At 68.5% G+C, this 15,916-nt stretch carries 14 protein-coding genes and 2 tRNA genes; 11 read left to right on the forward strand and 5 right to left on the reverse strand.

Features of this window, described 5'->3' with window-relative positions; all coding sequences use genetic code 11:
- Positions 1-681 (forward strand): AIM24 family protein, encoded by a 681-nt coding sequence (locus ACX28W_RS21135; protein WP_459000562.1) that lies wholly within the window; start codon positions 1-3, stop codon positions 679-681.
- Between the two features lie 16 nt (positions 682-697).
- On the forward strand, positions 698-1,453 hold the full coding sequence (locus ACX28W_RS21140) for an AIM24 family protein (protein ID WP_459000563.1): 756 nt from the start codon (positions 698-700) through the stop codon (positions 1,451-1,453).
- A 79-nt stretch (positions 1,454-1,532) separates the two neighbouring features.
- Here the strand turns inward: ACX28W_RS21140 and ACX28W_RS21145 are convergent, their stop codons facing one another.
- Together ACX28W_RS21145 and ACX28W_RS21150 are read right to left on the reverse strand one after the other, a co-directional pair.
- A complete protein-coding gene (locus ACX28W_RS21145) occupies positions 1,533-2,054 on the reverse strand; it encodes an NUDIX hydrolase (protein WP_459000564.1) in 522 nt (173 codons plus the stop codon).
- The gene (locus ACX28W_RS21150) at positions 2,051-3,502 is read right to left on the reverse strand and encodes a zinc-dependent metalloprotease (protein WP_459000565.1); all 1,452 of its coding nucleotides are present in this window, start codon (positions 3,500-3,502) and stop codon (positions 2,051-2,053) included. The genes ACX28W_RS21145 and ACX28W_RS21150 overlap by 4 nt, the downstream gene beginning before the upstream one ends.
- 191 nt (positions 3,503-3,693) lie before the next feature.
- Between ACX28W_RS21150 and ACX28W_RS21155 the strand changes: the two genes are divergently transcribed.
- The 4 genes from ACX28W_RS21155 (at position 3,694) to ACX28W_RS21170 (ending at position 6,901) form a co-directional block, all read left to right on the forward strand.
- A complete protein-coding gene (locus ACX28W_RS21155; protein ID WP_459000566.1) occupies positions 3,694-4,809 on the forward strand; it encodes an SDR family oxidoreductase in 1,116 nt (371 codons plus the stop codon).
- A gap of 144 nt (positions 4,810-4,953) precedes the next feature.
- Positions 4,954-5,415 carry a molybdenum cofactor biosynthesis protein MoaE gene (locus ACX28W_RS21160; RefSeq protein WP_362077868.1) on the forward strand — a complete coding sequence of 154 codons (462 nt, stop codon included), beginning with the start codon at positions 4,954-4,956 and terminating at the stop codon, positions 5,413-5,415.
- Between the two features lie 121 nt (positions 5,416-5,536).
- Positions 5,537-5,722, forward strand: a complete 186-nt coding sequence (locus ACX28W_RS21165; RefSeq protein ID WP_459000567.1) for a hypothetical protein — start codon at positions 5,537-5,539, stop codon at positions 5,720-5,722.
- Between the two features lie 84 nt (positions 5,723-5,806).
- Positions 5,807-6,901 (forward strand): YlbL family protein, encoded by a 1,095-nt coding sequence (locus tag ACX28W_RS21170; protein ID WP_459000568.1) that lies wholly within the window; start codon positions 5,807-5,809, stop codon positions 6,899-6,901.
- 28 nt (positions 6,902-6,929) lie between these two features.
- Here the strand turns inward: ACX28W_RS21170 and ACX28W_RS21175 are convergent, their stop codons facing one another.
- A complete protein-coding gene (locus ACX28W_RS21175; RefSeq protein ID WP_459000569.1) occupies positions 6,930-7,472 on the reverse strand; it encodes a PPA1309 family protein in 543 nt (180 codons plus the stop codon).
- A 164-nt stretch (positions 7,473-7,636) separates the two neighbouring features.
- On the opposite strand from ACX28W_RS21175, the gene ACX28W_RS21180 reads away from it, so the two are divergent.
- From ACX28W_RS21180 to ACX28W_RS21195, 4 genes are all read left to right on the forward strand, one after another.
- Positions 7,637-10,609 (forward strand): UPF0182 family membrane protein, encoded by a 2,973-nt coding sequence (locus tag ACX28W_RS21180; RefSeq protein ID WP_459000639.1) that lies wholly within the window; start codon positions 7,637-7,639, stop codon positions 10,607-10,609.
- A gap of 51 nt (positions 10,610-10,660) precedes the next feature.
- Positions 10,661-10,734, forward strand: a tRNA-Met gene (locus tag ACX28W_RS21185).
- A 272-nt stretch (positions 10,735-11,006) separates the two neighbouring features.
- Complete coding sequence (locus tag ACX28W_RS21190) at positions 11,007-12,845, forward strand: tetratricopeptide repeat protein (RefSeq protein ID WP_459000570.1); 1,839 nt, start codon at positions 11,007-11,009, stop codon at positions 12,843-12,845.
- Between the two features lie 228 nt (positions 12,846-13,073).
- A tRNA-Met gene (locus ACX28W_RS21195) sits at positions 13,074-13,147 on the forward strand.
- A gap of 111 nt (positions 13,148-13,258) precedes the next feature.
- On the opposite strand, the gene ACX28W_RS21200 is transcribed toward ACX28W_RS21195, so the two are convergent.
- Positions 13,259-13,675 (reverse strand): Fur family transcriptional regulator, encoded by a 417-nt coding sequence (locus tag ACX28W_RS21200; protein WP_095747967.1) that lies wholly within the window; start codon positions 13,673-13,675, stop codon positions 13,259-13,261.
- A gap of 126 nt (positions 13,676-13,801) precedes the next feature.
- Between ACX28W_RS21200 and ACX28W_RS21205 the strand changes: the two genes are divergently transcribed.
- Positions 13,802-15,283 carry a catalase gene (locus tag ACX28W_RS21205; protein ID WP_459000571.1) on the forward strand — a complete coding sequence of 494 codons (1,482 nt, stop codon included), beginning with the start codon at positions 13,802-13,804 and terminating at the stop codon, positions 15,281-15,283.
- A 132-nt stretch (positions 15,284-15,415) separates the two neighbouring features.
- Here the strand turns inward: ACX28W_RS21205 and ACX28W_RS21210 are convergent, their stop codons facing one another.
- Positions 15,416-15,808 carry a CBS domain-containing protein gene (locus tag ACX28W_RS21210; protein ID WP_459000572.1) on the reverse strand — a complete coding sequence of 131 codons (393 nt, stop codon included), beginning with the start codon at positions 15,806-15,808 and terminating at the stop codon, positions 15,416-15,418.
- Positions 15,809-15,916: the final 108 nt, after the last annotated feature.

Here is a 15,916-nt window from a genome sequence, read left to right on the forward strand (position 1 = left end):
ATGAACCAGCCACTCGCGGGCTTCGCCCCGGCACCCGTCACCGCCCGCATGGAGAACCACGGCAACCACATGCTGAAGGTCGCCATGCAGACCGGAAACGACCTCTTCGCGCGCGTGGGCTCGATGGTCGCCTACGAAGGGTTCGTCCAGTACGAGCCCAACCCGCCCGCCGTACGCCAGATCGCCAAGGACTGGATGACCGGCGAGGGCGCGCCCCTCATGAAGTGCACGGGCGACGGCCTGCTCTACCTCGCCGACTACGGGGCGAACGTCGTCGTCATCAACCTCAACGGGGACGCCATCTCCGTCAACGCCAGCAACCTGCTCGCCTTCGACGCACACCTCACCTGGGGCGTCGAGCGCGTCAAGGGGCTCGCCAAGTTCGCCGGGCAGGGCCTGTGGAACACCAAGATCTCCGGGCAGGGCTGGGTCGCGCTGACCTCCCGCGGCGAGCCGATCGTCGTCGACTGCGGCGGCGGTGAGGACGAGACGTACGTCGACCCGGACGCGCTCGTCGCCTGGTCCCCGAACCTCAAGGTGAAGGGCAAGCGCAGCTTCAAGGCACAGTCGCTGATCGGTCGCGGCAGCGGCGAGGCGTACCAGATGGCGTTCTCCGGGCAGGGCATCGTCGTAGTCCAGCCCAGCGAGGACAGCACCGACCGCCTCCGGATCCGGGGCTGAGGGGGAGCAGGACACCATGCAGAGCCCGATTTTCGGCTACAACGAGCAGCAGACCCAGGAGCGCTACAGCCTGCAGAACTCGCAGATGCTGCGCATCGTCCTGGAGGGCCACGACGACATCCTCGCCCGCAAGGGCACCATGGTCGCCTACCAGGGGCTCGTCGAGTTCGACGCCGAGTACCAGAACAACGGCCAGCGTCGCGCGCGTGCCCGCACCGGTGAGGGCCTCGACCTGATGCGCTGCCACGGTCAGGGAACGGTCTACCTCGCGAATCTTGCCCAGCACGTGCATGTGGTCGATGTGGACCAGGACGGTCTCACCGTCGACAGCAGTTACGTCCTGGCGATGGACTCCTCACTGCACCATGAGGTCATCGCCGTGGACAGCCAGTACGGCATCTCCGGCTCCGGCAAGTACCAGCTCAACATCACCGGCCGCGGCAAGGTCGCCCTGATGACCTCGGGGACGCCGCTGATGATGCAGGTCACGCCGGACAAGTACGTCAACTGTGACGCCGACGCGATCGTCGCCTGGTCCACCGGCCTGCGCGTGCAGATGCAGGCCCAGACGCATTCCTCCGGAGTGTGGCGGCGTCGCGGCAACACCGGTGAAGGCTGGGAGCTCAGCTTCCTGGGCCAGGGCTACGCGCTCGTCCAGCCGAGCGAGCTGCTGCCGCCACAGAACGCGGTGATCGGCCAGGGGGTGGGCGCCCAGTACGGCATGGGGCAGCAAGGTGCGCATGGGCAGAACCGGGGCAACGCCTGGAGCTGACGGACTGACCGGCCGACGGTCCAGGGAGCAAACGTAAGGGGCGACCGCAAGGGCGGTCGCCCCTTACCCCTTTACCCGCTCACAGCGTGGCGCGAGTGGCCTCCAGCAGCCGTACGACCGACTCGTCGGCCACGTCCGCGACCTCGTCGTAGCCGAACCAGCGCAGGTCCAGTGACTCGTCGCTGATCTCCTGAACGGCTCCAGGCGCGGCCACGACCGCGTACTGGACGTCGAAGTGCCAGTGGCACGGCGGCGGAATCGGATGCCTGTCGAGCCGCACGGGTCCGCCCGGCAGCAGCGTCAGCCCGGCGATGCCGGACTCCTCCGTGGCCTCGCGCAGGGCCGCGTCCTCCAGGGTGGCGTCCCCCGGCTCGCAGTGGCCGCCCATCTGGAGCCACATACGCAGCTTCTTGTGGAGGGTCAGCAGCACCCGGCCGTGCTCGGGGTCGATCACCAGGGCGCTCGCCGTGATGTGCCCGGCGTGGCACGACTTCCACATGCCGTCCGGGTGCGCCTCCAGGTGGTCCAGATACGCCTGGCGCAGCTCTCGCTGGTCCTCGTAGCTCTTCAGTACGAGGACCGCGTCGTCGTGGAGGGTCACTGGGTGTCGTCGCCCTCGTCGCCGTCCTTGGGGGCGTCCTTCGGGGCGTCTTCCTTCTTCAGGTTCGGCTTCTCGGTGGAGCCGCTTGCCGCCTCGCCCAGCATCTTGTCGAGCTCGGAGAAGTCCAGCTGCTCGCGGTGCACGAAGCCGTCCGGGTCGTCCAGGTCGGACGCCGTCGGCAGCATGTCCGGGTGAGCCCAGAGGCCGTCCCGGCCGTCGACACCGCGCGCGTCGGTGAGCGAGGCCCACAGGCGCGAGGCGTCCCGCAGTCGGCGCGGGCGCAGCTCGAGGCCGATCAGTGTGGCGAAGGTCTGCTCGGCGGGACCACCCGTGGCACGACGGCGGCGCAGCGTCTCGCGCAACGCGTCCGCGGACGACAGACGCGGCTTCGCGGCGGAGTGCACGACCGCGTCCACCCAGCCCTCGACGAGCGCGAGCGCCGTCTCCAGACGGGCCAGCGCGGCCTTCTGCTCCGGCGTGTCCTCCGGCTGGAACATGCCCTGCTGGAGGGCGTCCTGCAGCTGCTCCGGGTTCTGCGGGTCGAGCTGGCCGACCACGTCCTCCAGCTTGGCCGTGTCGACCTTGATCCCGCGCGCGTAGCCCTCGACCGCGCCGAACAGATGCGAGCGCAGCCACGGCACGTGGGCGAAGAGGCGTTGGTGGGCGGCCTCGCGCAGGGCGAGGTAGAGCCGCACCTCCTCCTGGGGGACGCTAAGGTCCTTGCCGAACGACGCGATGTTCAGCGGCAGCAGCGCGGCCTTGCCGGCCGGGCCGAGTGGCAGGCCGATGTCGGTCGAGCCGACGACCTCGCCCGCGAGCACGCCCACGGCCTGCCCGATCTGCGTACCGAACATGGCACCGCCCATGGAGCGCATCATGCCGATGAGCGGGCCCGCCATGGCCTGCATCTCCTCCGGCAGAACGTCACCCATGGCCGCGCCGACACGCTCGGCGACCGGGTCGACGAGCTCCTTCCACACCGGCAGGGTCGCCTCGACCCACTCCGCGCGGCTCCAGGCCACGGCGGAGCCGGCGCCGGACGGCAGGGACGTCGCGTCGTCCAGCCACAGATCGGCCAGGCGCACGGCCTCCTCGACCGCGGTGCGCTCGGCGGGGCCGACGCTCGCGTCCTTGGTGCCGTCAGAGGTGCCCTGGGAGACCGTCTGGCGGGCGATCTGCTTGGCCATGTCCCAGTTCACCGGGCCGCCCTCGTACGAGAGCATCTGGCCCAGCTGCTGGAACGCGGCGCCCAGGTCATTGGGGTTCATGGAACCGAACATGGCTGCGAGCGGATTGTCGGCGCCGGGGCCGCCGGCTCCGGGAAACCCGAAACCGAACGGGTTGGCCGGTCCCTGACCACCGCCGCTCTGCTGGTCCTTCTTCTTGCCCTCGTCGCCGTTCTCCGGCTCCTCCGGCGGAAGGCCGAATCCGAATGGGGTGTCACTCACGGGATTCCTCGGCTGGTAAGGCCGCCGGTTCATTCCGGCGGCGACTGCCCGACAACACCACCCAGCGTAGACACCAGAGCCCGATCGGGCCTCGGTGCTTCGCCGACTCTCAGCCTGCGGCAGGATGGATGCCACCTGGTACGCACGCGTCACGCGCGTCCGTTACTGAAGACAACTGCTGGAGACGCCCGGTGAGTTCCCCAGATCCACAGGTTCGCGCAGCGCGAAACCACTCAACCAGCCCGCCCCTGCGCGGGCCCGTCGTCGCGGTCACCGGCGCCGCGGCCGGAGTGGGCGCGCTGCTCACCGAGCGGCTTGCCGCGTCCGAGGAGATCAAGCAGGTCATCGCCATCGACGAGCGGCGCGGCGAGTGCGCGGGCGCCCAGTGGCAGATCCTGGACGTCCGAGACCCGGCGATCGCCGAGAAGCTCCGCGGGGCGGACGTCGTGGTGCATCTCGCGCTCGACCTCGATCTGGAGACGGACGCGGCGGCGCGTACGGCGTACAACGTCCGGGGGACGCAGACCGTGCTGACGGCTGCCGCCGCGGCCGGGGTGCACCGTGTGGTGCTGTGTACCTCCGCGATGGTCTACGGCGCGCTGCCCGACAACGAACTGCCCCTCTCCGAAGACGCCGAACTGCGGGCGACGGCGGAGGCCACGGGGGTCGGGGACCTGCTCGAGATCGAGCGGCTCGCCCGGCGGGCGCCGCGCGCGCATCCCGGGCTCAATGTCACCGTCGTACGGCCGGGGGTGTTGGTCGGAGGCGGTACCGACACCGCGCTGACCAGGTACTTCGAGTCGCCGCGGCTGCTCGTGGTGGCCGGGTCGCGGCCGGCTTGGCAGTTCTGCCATGTCGAGGATCTGTGCAGTGCTCTGGAGTACGCCGTTCTGGAGAAGGTGGACGGAGAGCTGACTGTCGGGTGCGACGGGTGGCTGGAACAGGAGGAGGTCGAGGAGCTGAGCGGGATTCGGCGGATGGAGCTGCCGTCCGCCGTCGCGCTGGGGGCGGCCGCGCGGCTTCACCGGATCGGGCTCACCCCGTCCCCGGCCGGGGACCTGGCGTACACGATGTACCCCTGGGTGGTGAGTGGGAGTCGGCTCCATGACGCCGGGTGGCGGGCGCAGTGGACCAATGAGGAGGTTCTCGGGGAGCTCCTGGAGGAGGTTGCCGGGCGGCATACGGTGGCTGGGCGGCGGCTTGGGCGGAAGGACGCGACGGCGGCGGGGGCCGCAGGGGCGACGGTCGCTCTGCTGGGTGCGGCGGCGGTTGTGCGGCGGGCGCGGAAGGCTCGGCGGCGGATCTGAGGCGGTGGGTGTGGTGCGGGTGCGTTGAGGTGGGCGTCCAGGATTTCCCTCCCCGCCTTCGCCCGAAGGGCTCGTCCTCGAACGCCGGACGGGCTGAGCGTCCCGGGGCTGAAGAACGCCGACCCCATAGGGCACGATGGATGTATGGCACCTACTTTTGATCATCCCGGTGAGCAGGGCGCGCAGGATCCGATTCGGTTGCTGGCGATTCGGGACGAGGCGCTGTCGGTGGACGAGGTCTTCCGGGCCGTCGGTGACGACGCCGCCGGAGGGACCGCGCTGTTCGTGGGCACTGTGCGCAATCACGACGGGGGTGCCGATGTCGACAAGCTCGGGTATTCGTGCCACCCCAGTGCCGAGGCCGAGATGCGGCGGATCGCCGAGAAGGTGGTCGCCGAGTATCCGGTGCGGGCGCTGGCTGCCGTGCACCGTATCGGTGATCTCGCCGTGGGTGATCTTGCGGTCGTCGTCGCCGTGTCGTGTCCGCACCGCGGTGAGGCCTTCGAGGCGTGCCGCAAGCTGATCGACGATCTGAAGCACGAAGTGCCCATCTGGAAGCACCAGAAGTTCTCCGACGGCACGGAGGAGTGGGTCGGCGCCTGCTGATCATCTACTGATCACCTGCCTTCCGGTTGCGTAACCGACCCCCTGGCGTGAGCGTTAACGACGTGGATGGTTAATCTGCTGATCAGTCAGTTGCGGTCGCTCATGGGGTTGGGAGGTCGGCATGGCGTCGCTCGCCTGGTTGCTGATTCCGCTTTTGGCCGCGATCGGTGCCGGACTGTGGGGTAGTTGGGCCGGCCGGAACCGCAAGGCGGCGGGAGACGGCATCGAGCTCGAGGGCTACGCGCGCTTCCGCGAGGCGATGGAGCGGTCCGAGGCCAGGGAGAAGTCCCCCTCCGACGCGGTCTGAGACGGCGTCGCTCCGTACCGGGCCGAGGCCCCGTACGGACGGCCCCGACAGTGCTCTGACAGCACTGTCCCGTACTGTCGTGGCATGCCACGCCGCACCGCGACGATGCTCGCCTCCACCCTGATCCTGATCGCGCTCCTGTGCGCGGGAGTGTTCATCAAAGTGCCGTACTCGGAGATGTCACCGGGGCCGACGGTGAACACGCTGGGTGAGCACGACGGTGAGCCGGTGCTGCAGATTTCCGGGCGCAAGACGTATCCGACCACCGGGCACCTGAACATGACCACCGTCCGGGTCACCAGCGCCGACTACAAGATGAACCTCGTCGAGGCCGTCTACGGGTGGCTGGCGCACGACAACAAGGTCGTCCCGCACGACACGCTCTACCCCGACGGCAAGACCGAGGAGCAGTCGACGCAGGAGAACGCCGAGGAGTTCAGCCAGTCCCAGGAGAGCGCCAAGGTCGCGGCCCTCGAGGAACTGGACATCCCGGTGAAGTCCTGGGTGATCGTCTCCACCGTCCTCAAGGACTCCCCGGCCGAGGGCAGGCTGCACGCCGGAGACGTGATCAAGGCCGTCGACGGTACGACGGTGAAGGCGCCCGACGACGTCGCGAAGCTCGTCACCAAGCACAAGCCCGGCGACAAGGTCGTCTTCACGATCGTGCCCGCCAAGGAGCAGGCCGCGGCCGAAAAGGCGAACAGGACCGCGACCGAGACCAAAGACGTCACGATCACCACGGCGAAGTCCACCGACAGCGGCGAGGCCCGGGCCATCGTCGGTATCTCGGCCGGCACCGACCACACGTTCCCGTTCAGCATCGACATCAAGCTCGCCGACGTCGGCGGACCCAGCGCCGGACTGATGTTCGCGCTCGGCATCGTGGACAAGCTCACCCCGGGCAACCTCACCGGCGGCAAGTTCGTGGCGGGCACCGGCACCATCGACGACGACGGCATCGTCGGCCCGATCGGCGGCATCGTTATGAAGACGGTCGGCGCGCGCGAGAAGGGCGCCCAGTACTTCCTGACGCCCAAGGACAACTGCGCGGCCGCCGCCAAGGACAGCCCCAAGGGGCTCACGCTCGTCAAGGTCAACACCATCGACGACGCGATGAGCGCCCTCAAGGACATCAGTTCCGGCAAGACCGCCGACCTGCCGAAGTGCACCACCCAGTAGTCGGTGCACCACCGAGTAGTCCGAAGGGCTACTCGGCGAACGTCGCCGACAGCGCCTCCGCCAGGCCCGGCACCAGGCCCGACCCCGTCAGGACCTCCGTCGGCGCGTCCTTCTCGCGCAGCCGCAGCGCCGAGTCGCGGGTCCCGTCACGCAGGACGCCGACCGTCATGCGCACCTCCTGGCGGTCCGGGTGCTTGGCGACCCACTTCGCGAGATTCTTCTCGCTCAGGCCCTCCGGGACGGAGGCCTCCGCGGACGGCGGCAGCATCAGCCGCTCCACGGTGAGCGCGCAGCCGACCACGGCGTCCGGCCAGGCGATGGTGCCGAGGAACTCGTCCAGCGGCTTTCCGGCAGGGATCTCGTCCTGCTCGATCGGGGTGAGACCGGTGGTCTCGGGCTCGTCCTGCAGGCCGAGCTGGGCCGCGAGGCCGGGTTCCTGGGCCCGCAGGCGCGCGGTGTCTACGAGGGCGAAGAGGCGGGCAGGCTGGTCCCAGCCGAGGCCGGAGGCGTACTCGTCGATCTCGAGTACGGCCCGGGTGAGCGGGCTCGCTGCCATGGGAGTGTTGGACATGGTCACAATCCTGCCTCGTTAGTCCCCGGAACCGGGAACCGAGTAAAGCGTGAGTAAGTTGCATAGGTGAGGCCCCACGATCTCGGGGCCTGACGGATGGTCCGCGTTCTCGGGGACCTGACGGATCAACAGCGAACTTCGAGGTGCGCACCTTGGCTTTCCAGATGCCGGACCGCGGCGGAGGCCCGACGGGGCCACGGATCAGAGTGGGCCGACCGTCCCGGCGCGTCCGGACACTGCTCATGACACTGGGCGTACTGGCCGTACTGGCCATGGCCTTTGTCATGTTTGCGGGGTTCTGGACGGACTGGCTCTGGTATCGGTCGGTTCACTACTCGTCCGTCTTCACGACCACCCTGTGGACCAAGATCGGGCTCTTCTTCGTCTTCGGCCTGCTGATGGCGGCCTCGGTCGGCTTCAACATCTGGCTGGCACACCGGCTGCGCCCGCCGCTGAGCGCCATGTCCATGGAGCAGCAGAGCCTCGACCGGTACCGCATGGGCATCGCGCCCTACAAGAAGTGGCTGCTGCTCGGCATCACCTCCCTGGTCGGGCTGATCGCCGGCGCCTCGGCGTCCGGCCAGTGGCGTACGTGGCTGATGTGGGTGAACGGAGTTCCTTTCAACCAGAAGGACCCCCAGTTCCACCTCGACATCTCCTTCTACACCTTCGACCTGCCCTGGTACCGCTTCCTGCTCGGCTTCGGCTTCGCCGCGGCCGTGCTCTCGCTGATCGCCGCCGCGCTCACGCACTACCTCTACGGCGGACTGCGGATCACCAGCCCGGGGGCGCGCGCCACGGCCGCGGCCACCGGTCACCTCTCCGTGCTCCTCGGCCTCTTCGTCGCGCTGAAGGCGGTCGCCTACTGGCTCGACCGGTACGGGCTCGCGGTGAAGTCCAGTGACTTCAAGGCGACCGGAAACTGGACGGGTCTGAGGTACGTCGACGCCAACGCGTATCTGCCTGCCAAGACGATCCTGTTCTGCATCGCCGTCATCTGCGCCCTGCTGTTCTTCGCCACCCTGTGGCGGCGCACCTGGCAGCTGCCCGTCATCGGCTTCGGCCTGATGGTGCTCTCCGCGATCCTCATCGGCGGCCTGTACCCGGCGATCGTCCAGAAGTTCCAGGTCCAGCCGAACGAGCAGGCGAAGGAAGCGCCGTACGTCGAGAAGAACCTGAAGGCGACCCGCGAGGCCTACGGCATCGACGGCACCCAGGTCTCCGATTACGCGGGCATCAGCAGCACCAAGGACAACGCCAAGCTGCGGGAGGACGCCGACACCACGGCGAGCATCCGCCTGCTGGACCCGAACATCGTCTCGCCGACGTTCCAGCAGCTGCAGCAGATGAAGAACTACTACGCGTTCCCGACCAACCTGGACGTCGACCGTTACAGCAAGGACGGCAAGGACCAGGACACGGTCATCGGTCTGCGCGAGCTGAACCTCAACGGCATTCCGAAGAACAACTGGATCAACGACCACTTCCGCTACACCCACGGATACGGCGTGGTCGCCGCCAAGGGCACCACGGCGACCTCCGGCGGTCGGCCAGTCTTCACCGAGTCCGACCTGCCGTCCAAGGGCGACCTCCCGACGTACGAGCAGCGGGTCTACTACGGCGAGAAGACCACGCAGTACTCGATCGTCGGCGGCCCCCAGAAGGAGATCGACTACTCCGACGACAACGGTGAGAAGACCACCAGCTACAAGGGCGACAGCGGGGTCAGCCTCTCCAACCCGATAAACCGCGCCGCGTACGCCGTGGCGTTCGGTGAGCCGCAGATCCTCTATTCGGGCGCGATCGGCGACGGTTCCCGGATCCTCTACAACCGCACCCCCAAGGACCGTGTCGAGGCGGTGGCTCCCTGGCTGACCATCGACGGCGACGCCTACCCGGCCGTGGTCGACGGGAAGATCCAGTGGATCGTCGACGCGTACACCACGACCAACGGCTACCCGTACGCCTCCCGGACCACCCTCGGCGACACCACGGCGGACTCGCTGACGGCGACCAACAACCAGCGCGCGGTGGTGGCCCAGCAGAACCAGGTCAACTACATCCGCAACTCGGTGAAGGCGACCGTCGACGCGTACACCGGCGAGGTCAAGCTCTACCAGTGGGACACCGAGGACCCGGTCCTGAAGACCTGGATGAAGGCGTTCCCGAACACGGTCGAGCAGAAGAGCGACATCTCGCAGTCGCTCATGGACCATCTGCGGTACCCGCAGGACCTGTTCAAGGTCCAGCGCGAACTGCTGACCCGCTACCACGTGAAGGACGCGGAGACGTTCCTCAGCGGCAGCGAGGTGTGGCAGGTCCCGGACGAACCGACCAACAAGTCGGGCGACGCGGTGCCGCCGTACTACCTGAGCATGCAGATGCCCGACCAGCAGGCCCAGGCGTTCTCGCTGACGACGACGTTCACGCCGAACGGCCGGGACAACCTGAGCGCCTTCATGTCGGTCAACGCCGAGGCGGGGACCAGCGACTACGGCAAGATCAGAATTCTGAAACTGCCGACGAGTGAACCGGTCGACGGGCCCAAACAGGTCCAGAGCCAGTTCAACTCCGAACAGGACATCGCCGAGTCGATCAGACTTCTGAGAGGCGGTGACTCGGAAGTCGAGTACGGCAATCTGCTGACGGTCCCACTCGACGGAGGACTGCTCTATGTGGAGCCCGTCTTCGTACGCGGCAGTGAGCTCAAGTACCCGCTGCTGCGCAAGGTGCTGGTGACCTACGGAGGCAAAACCGCCTTCGAGGACACGCTCGACCAGGCGCTCAACAAGATCTTCGACACGGAGAGTCCGACCACCCCGCCGGCCGACGACGGGACCACGACACCACCGCCGACGTCGAGCGATCCGACGGTCCAGGAGGCGCTCACCGATGCCCAGAAGGCCTTCGACGAGGGCCAGCAAGCCCTCAAGGAGAGCGACTGGGACGCGTACGGCAAAGCGCAGCAGGATCTTGAGGACGCGCTGAAGCGGGCCGCGGACGCGCAAGCCAAGGCCGACAAGACCAGCGGCAGCGGCGGCAGCGCGAGCAGCGACAAGGGCAGTAGTCCGAGCAGTAGTCCCAGTACCGATTCCAGCAGTAGCCCCAGCAGCGACGAGAGCTCGGGCAGCGGCTGATCGGCTGGTCAGAGGCCACCCCCGCGCCGTGGTACGGTTGAGTCACAACGGCGCGGGGTGGAGCAGCTCGGTAGCTCGCTGGGCTCATAACCCAGAGGTCGCAGGTTCAAATCCTGTCCCCGCTACTGAAAAGCGAAGGCCCGGATCCTCAAGGATCCGGGCCTTCGTTGTGTGCTGTGCGGGCACCTGCGTACTACGCCTGTATGACGACGTGCGTACGACTTGTGCGCGCGATGCGTACGGCGGTGGTGGGCGACGCGCCCGAAGACTGCTGCATACGTGGGGAGTTGGGAAATCTGTGTTTGACTTGTCTCTCTGTGGGCATGTCGACAAAACGCTGAAGTGACCTCACTGACTGCGGTATACCAGGTGTACCCGGGTTGCAGGTGGTGCGACGATGGACGTTATGGGGGACAAGGCAACTCTGTTGGATACAGGGCGATTTGTACGGCCTTCAGACCGGGACGAAACCGGCGAGGCTGCGGAGGCCGAGGCTGTGGAGGAAGCACGCCAGCGGCTCGCCGCCGAGGCCGGTGACGTCGAGGCGATGAGCGTCCTCGGCGCGATGCTGCTGCGCCGCGGCGATCTCGACGGAGCCGAGCCTCAGTTGCGTGCCGCCACCGCCGCCGGTGACCGGGCCGCCGCCAACAACCTGGGTGTCCTCCTGCATCAGCGCGGGTACGCCGACGACGCCGCCGGGTGGTGGCGGATCGCCGCTGTCGCCGGGTCCACGGCCGCCGCGCACGCGCTCGGGCGCTACCACCGCGAGCGGGGCGACGAGCCCGCCGCCGAGTACTGGCTGCGCCAGTCCGCCGAGCAGGGGCACGCCCTCGGGGCATACGCGCTCGCCGATCTGCTGGAGCACCGCGGTGATGTCGGCGCGGAGCAGTGGATGCGGGCCGCCGCCGAGCGCGGGCACCGCGAGGCCGCGTACCGGCTGGCGCGCACGCTCGATCGCAAGGCCGCGGACGCGGGCGAGGGCAGAGCTGACAACGGTGTCATCGGAGTGATAGGCGCCGCCGGTGAAGAGGCCGAGCAGTGGTACCGGCAGGCCGCCGCGCGCGGACACCGGCGGGCCGCGCTGCATCTCGGGGCGATCCTCGAGAAGCGGGGCCATCTCAAGGAGGCCGGGCGCTGGTATCTGACGTCGGCCAAGGACGGCGAGGCACGGGCCGCGTGCGCGCTCGGGTTCCTGCTGCGTGACGCGGGTGACACCGAGAGCGCCGCTGTGTGGTGGCTGCGGGCCGCGCAGGACGGTGACGGCAACGCGGCCAACGCGCTGGGCGCGCTGCACGCCGAGCGCGGTGAGACGCAGACCGCCGAGCGGTGGTACCGCGCCGCCATGGACGCCGGTGACGTGAACGGCGCGTACAACCTCGGGCTGCTCTGTGCCGAGCAGGGGCGGACCGCGCAGGCCGAGCAGTGGTACCGGCGGGCCGCGTACGCGGGGCACCGGGAGGCTGCGAACGCCTTGGCGATCCTGTTGCTCCAGGTCGGGGACGCGGCCGGGGCCGAGCCCTGGTTCTCCAAGGCCGCGGAGGCCGGGAGCGTGGACGCCGCGTTCAATCTCGGGATTCTGCATGCCGGGAGGGCGACCGAGGACGACGACGCGGCCGCCCTGCGGTGGTACGAGCGGGCGGCGGCGGCCGGGCACACCGAGGCGGCGCTTCAGGTGGGCATGGCGCGGCTGCGGGAGGGGGACGAGCGGGAGGCTGAGCGGCATCTGCGGTGCGCGGCGGGGGGCGGTAGCGCGGAGGCCGCGTACAGGCTTGCCGCCGTGCTCGACGCGCGGCGCCCGCCGGCGCCCGCGCACGAGCTCGGGGAGCCCGCGCACGAGAAGAGCGAGTGCGAGGAGTGGTACGAGCGGGCGGCGTCCCAGGGGCATCGGCGGGCGCAGGTGCGGGTCGGGATGCTGGCCGCCGCGCGTGGCGATGTCGTGGAGGCGGCTCGGTGGTACCGGGAGGCCGCGGAGGCCGGGTCACGGAACGGGGCGTTCAACCTTGGGCTGTTGCTGGCTCGGGAGGGGAGCGAGCCGGAGGCCGCGCTGTGGTGGACTCGGGCGGCGGATGCGGGGCATGGGCGGGCGGCGCTTCGGCTGGCCCTCGTCTATGCGCGGCGGGGGGAGCTGACGGAGGGGCAGCGGTGGGCCGACCGGGCCGTTTCGCTGGGGCCCGCGGAGGTGTCCGAGCGGGCGGCTCGGTTGCGGGATGCCCTGCGGCAGGAGCTGTCTGCGTGAGGGGCTTTGTGGTGGGGGGTGCTGCGGTGGGGGTGGCTCTGCGGTGGGGTGGCGTGGAGGGTTTCGCGCCCCCGCCGTCCCACCCGGTCCCGTCCCCTGGGGACTCCGCCCCCAGGCCCCCGCATCGGCCTGAACGGCCTCGTCCTCAAGCGCCGGACGGGCTGTGGGTGAGGGGTCTGAAAGCGATTTGCGCTGGTCCCACGGTTGACGTACTGTTCAGTTCAACGACGCGGGGTGGAGCAGCTCGGTAGCTCGCTGGGCTCATAACCCAGAGGTCGCAGGTTCAAATCCTGTCCCCGCTACTGAAAAACGTAAGGCCCGGATCCTTCAGGATCCGGGCCTTCGTCATGTGCGGGTGCCGACGGCAGCGAGAAGCCCCGGCACCTGAAGGTGCCGGGGCTTCAGTGCGAGCTTTACGCCGCCGCGCAGTTCGGGCACACGCCCCGGTACGTCACCTCGACGTCCGAGACCGTGAAGCCGAAGCGCTCCGAGTCGGGGAGGTCGGCCAGCGGGTTGCCGCTCGGGTGGACGTCGCGGATCGCGCCGCACTGGGCGCACACCAGGTGGTGGTGCGGTCGATGCGCGTTGGGGTCGTACCGCTTGGCGCGCTTGTCCGTGGCGACCTCGAGCACCTCGCCGAGCGAGACCAGCTCACCCAGCGTGTTGTAGACGGTCGCCCGGGAGATCTCGGGCAGCTTGGCGACGGCGCGCGCGTGCACCTCGTCGGCCGTCAGGTGGACGTGGTCGCCGTCAAGGACCTCGGCCACGACACGCCGCTGCGCGGTCATTCGCCATCCGCGTCCGCGCAGTCGTTCCAGTAGGTCACTCATACAGACCAGGTTAACAGCAAGGAGACCAGATCCCGAACAGGTGTGACTTTGGAAGCTCACTTGACTTAGACATTGTCCATTGTAGGATCGGGTTCGGCATTGGCCGATGTGCAGGTACGGGTAGGAATGACGCAGGAGGCGCGCGTGACGCAGGGACCGCTTACGACGGAGGCCGGCGCGCCGGTTGCCGACAATCAGAACAGCGAGACCGCGGGCGTCGGCGGACCCGTCCTCGTTCAGGATCAGCTGCTGCTCGAGAAGCTCGCCCACTTCAACCGTGAGCGCATCCCGGAGCGCGTCGTGCATGCACGCGGCGCGGGCGCGTACGGCACCTTCACGCTGACCCGTGACGTCTCGCAGTGGACGCGCGCGAAGTTCCTCTCCGAGGTCGGCAAACAGACCGAGACCTTCCTGCGCTTCTCCACCGTGGCCGGCAACCTCGGCTCTGCCGACGCCGTCCGTGACCCGCGCGGCTGGGCACTGAAGTTCTACACCGAAGAGGGCAACTACGACCTCGTCGGCAACAACACCCCGGTGTTCTTCATCAAGGACGCCATCAAGTTCCCCGACTTCATCCACACCCAGAAGCGCGACCCGTACACGGGCTCGCAGGAGGCCGACAACGTGTGGGACTTCTGGGGACTGAGCCCCGAGTCCACCCACCAGGTCACCTGGCTCTTCGGCGACCGCGGCATCCCCGCCTCGTACCGCCACATGAACGGCTACGGCTCGCACACCTACCAGTGGAACAACGAGGCCGGCGAGGTCTTCTGGGTCAAGTACCACTTCAAGACCGACCAGGGCATCAAGAACTTGACCTCGGCAGAGGCCGCCAAGATCGCCGGTGAGGACCCGGACTCCCACCAGCGCGACCTGCGCGAGTCCATCGAGCGCGGTGACTTCCCGTCGTGGACCGTGCAGGTACAGATCATGCCGGCGGCCGAGGCGGCGAACTACCGCTTCAACCCGTTCGACCTCACCAAGGTGTGGCCGCACGAGGACTACCCGCCGGTCGAGATCGGCAAGCTGGAGCTCAACCGCAACCCGGAGAACATCTTCGCCGAGGTCGAGCAGAGCATTTTCTCCCCGGCTCACTTCGTGCCGGGCATCGGGCCGTCGCCCGACAAGATGCTCCAGGGCCGTCTGTTCGCGTACGGCGACGCACACCGCTACCGCGTCGGCATCAACGCCGACCACCTGCCGGTGAACCGCCCGCACGCCACCGAGGCGCGTACGAACAGCCGTGACGGCTTCCTGTACGACGGCCGCCACAAGGGCGCGAAGAACTACGAGCCGAACAGCTTCGGCGGCCCGTTCCAGACGGACAGGCCGCTGTGGCAGCCGATCGCGGTGACCGGCCGCACCGGCGACACCGAGGCACCCTCGCATGCTGAGGACACCGACTTCGTGCAGGCGGGCAACCTCTACCGGCTGATGTCCGAGGACGAGAAGGACCGTCTGGTCGAGAACCTGGCGGGCTTCATCGCCAAGGTCTCCCGTGACGACATCGCCGAGCGCGCGATCAACAACTTCCGCCAGGCGGACGGCGACTTCGGCAAGCGGCTGGAGGCCGCGGTCCAGGCCCTGCGAACAGCCGTTGGCGCCTGAACCGGCGCCGCTCTCGCGGAGGTGGTTGCTCGCCGTGGGGGTTCGTCAATTGATGGTTGCGGTTTAGTGCGGTTCAGTGCGGCTTGGTACGGCGCCTGTGTGGACCTTGTCCATACAGGCGCCGTCGTGTGCTCAGGCCGGTACGCGCTGCCGGGCAGGTGCCCAGCAGCGGATGATGTCGCGGACCGAGACGATGCCGACCGGACCGCTCGAGTCGAGCACGATCAGATGCCGGAATCCGCCGTGCGACATGGCCGACGCGGCTTCGTCCAGGGTCCAGGCGGGGGCGGCGAAGACGACGTCGGTGGTGGTGTGGGAGCCTGCGGCCTCCGCGTCCGGGTTCTGGCCAAGGGCGAGTGAGTTGAGGATGTCGCGCTCGGTGAGGATGCCGATACCGCTGGACTCCTCGTCGAGGACGACAGCCGCGCCGACATGGCGTGCGGACATCAGGCGGGCTGCCTGGCGGAGGGTGTGTGCCGGGCCGATGGTGAGGACCACCGTGCTCATGGCGTCGCGGACGAGCATGGACGGAGCCACCTCCTTGGTGAAGCGCCAAGCCTGGTGAAGCACCAAGAGAAGCGATTCACAAGTTCACAAGTGGGGGGACTCTCAGAGTCGCAGTTAAAGAGAGGG

This window comes from Streptomyces sp. SD15 (assembly GCF_054462255.1).

Bases quoted from the DNA above. Each gene is read 5' to 3' on its own strand.
- ACX28W_RS21170 (WP_459000568.1), top strand. From the start codon at position 5,807: ATGCCACGCCGCACCGCGACGATGCTCGCCTCCACCCTGATCCTGATC.
- ACX28W_RS21140 (WP_459000563.1), top strand. From the start codon at position 698: ATGCAGAGCCCGATTTTCGGCTACAACGAGCAGCAGACCCAGGAGCGC.
- ACX28W_RS21205 (WP_459000571.1), top strand. From the start codon at position 13,802: ATGACGCAGGAGGCGCGCGTGACGCAGGGACCGCTTACGACGGAGGCC.
- ACX28W_RS21175 (WP_459000569.1), bottom strand. From the start codon at position 7,472: ATGTCCAACACTCCCATGGCAGCGAGCCCGCTCACCCGGGCCGTACTC.
- ACX28W_RS21160 (WP_362077868.1), top strand. From the start codon at position 4,954: ATGGCACCTACTTTTGATCATCCCGGTGAGCAGGGCGCGCAGGATCCG.
- ACX28W_RS21135 (WP_459000562.1), top strand. From the start codon at position 1: ATGAACCAGCCACTCGCGGGCTTCGCCCCGGCACCCGTCACCGCCCGC.
- ACX28W_RS21190 (WP_459000570.1), top strand. From the start codon at position 11,007: ATGGACGTTATGGGGGACAAGGCAACTCTGTTGGATACAGGGCGATTT.
- ACX28W_RS21180 (WP_459000639.1), top strand. From the start codon at position 7,637: ATGCCGGACCGCGGCGGAGGCCCGACGGGGCCACGGATCAGAGTGGGC.
- ACX28W_RS21200 (WP_095747967.1), bottom strand. From the start codon at position 13,675: ATGAGTGACCTACTGGAACGACTGCGCGGACGCGGATGGCGAATGACC.
- ACX28W_RS21210 (WP_459000572.1), bottom strand. From the start codon at position 15,808: ATGCTCGTCCGCGACGCCATGAGCACGGTGGTCCTCACCATCGGCCCG.
- ACX28W_RS21165 (WP_459000567.1), top strand. From the start codon at position 5,537: ATGGCGTCGCTCGCCTGGTTGCTGATTCCGCTTTTGGCCGCGATCGGT.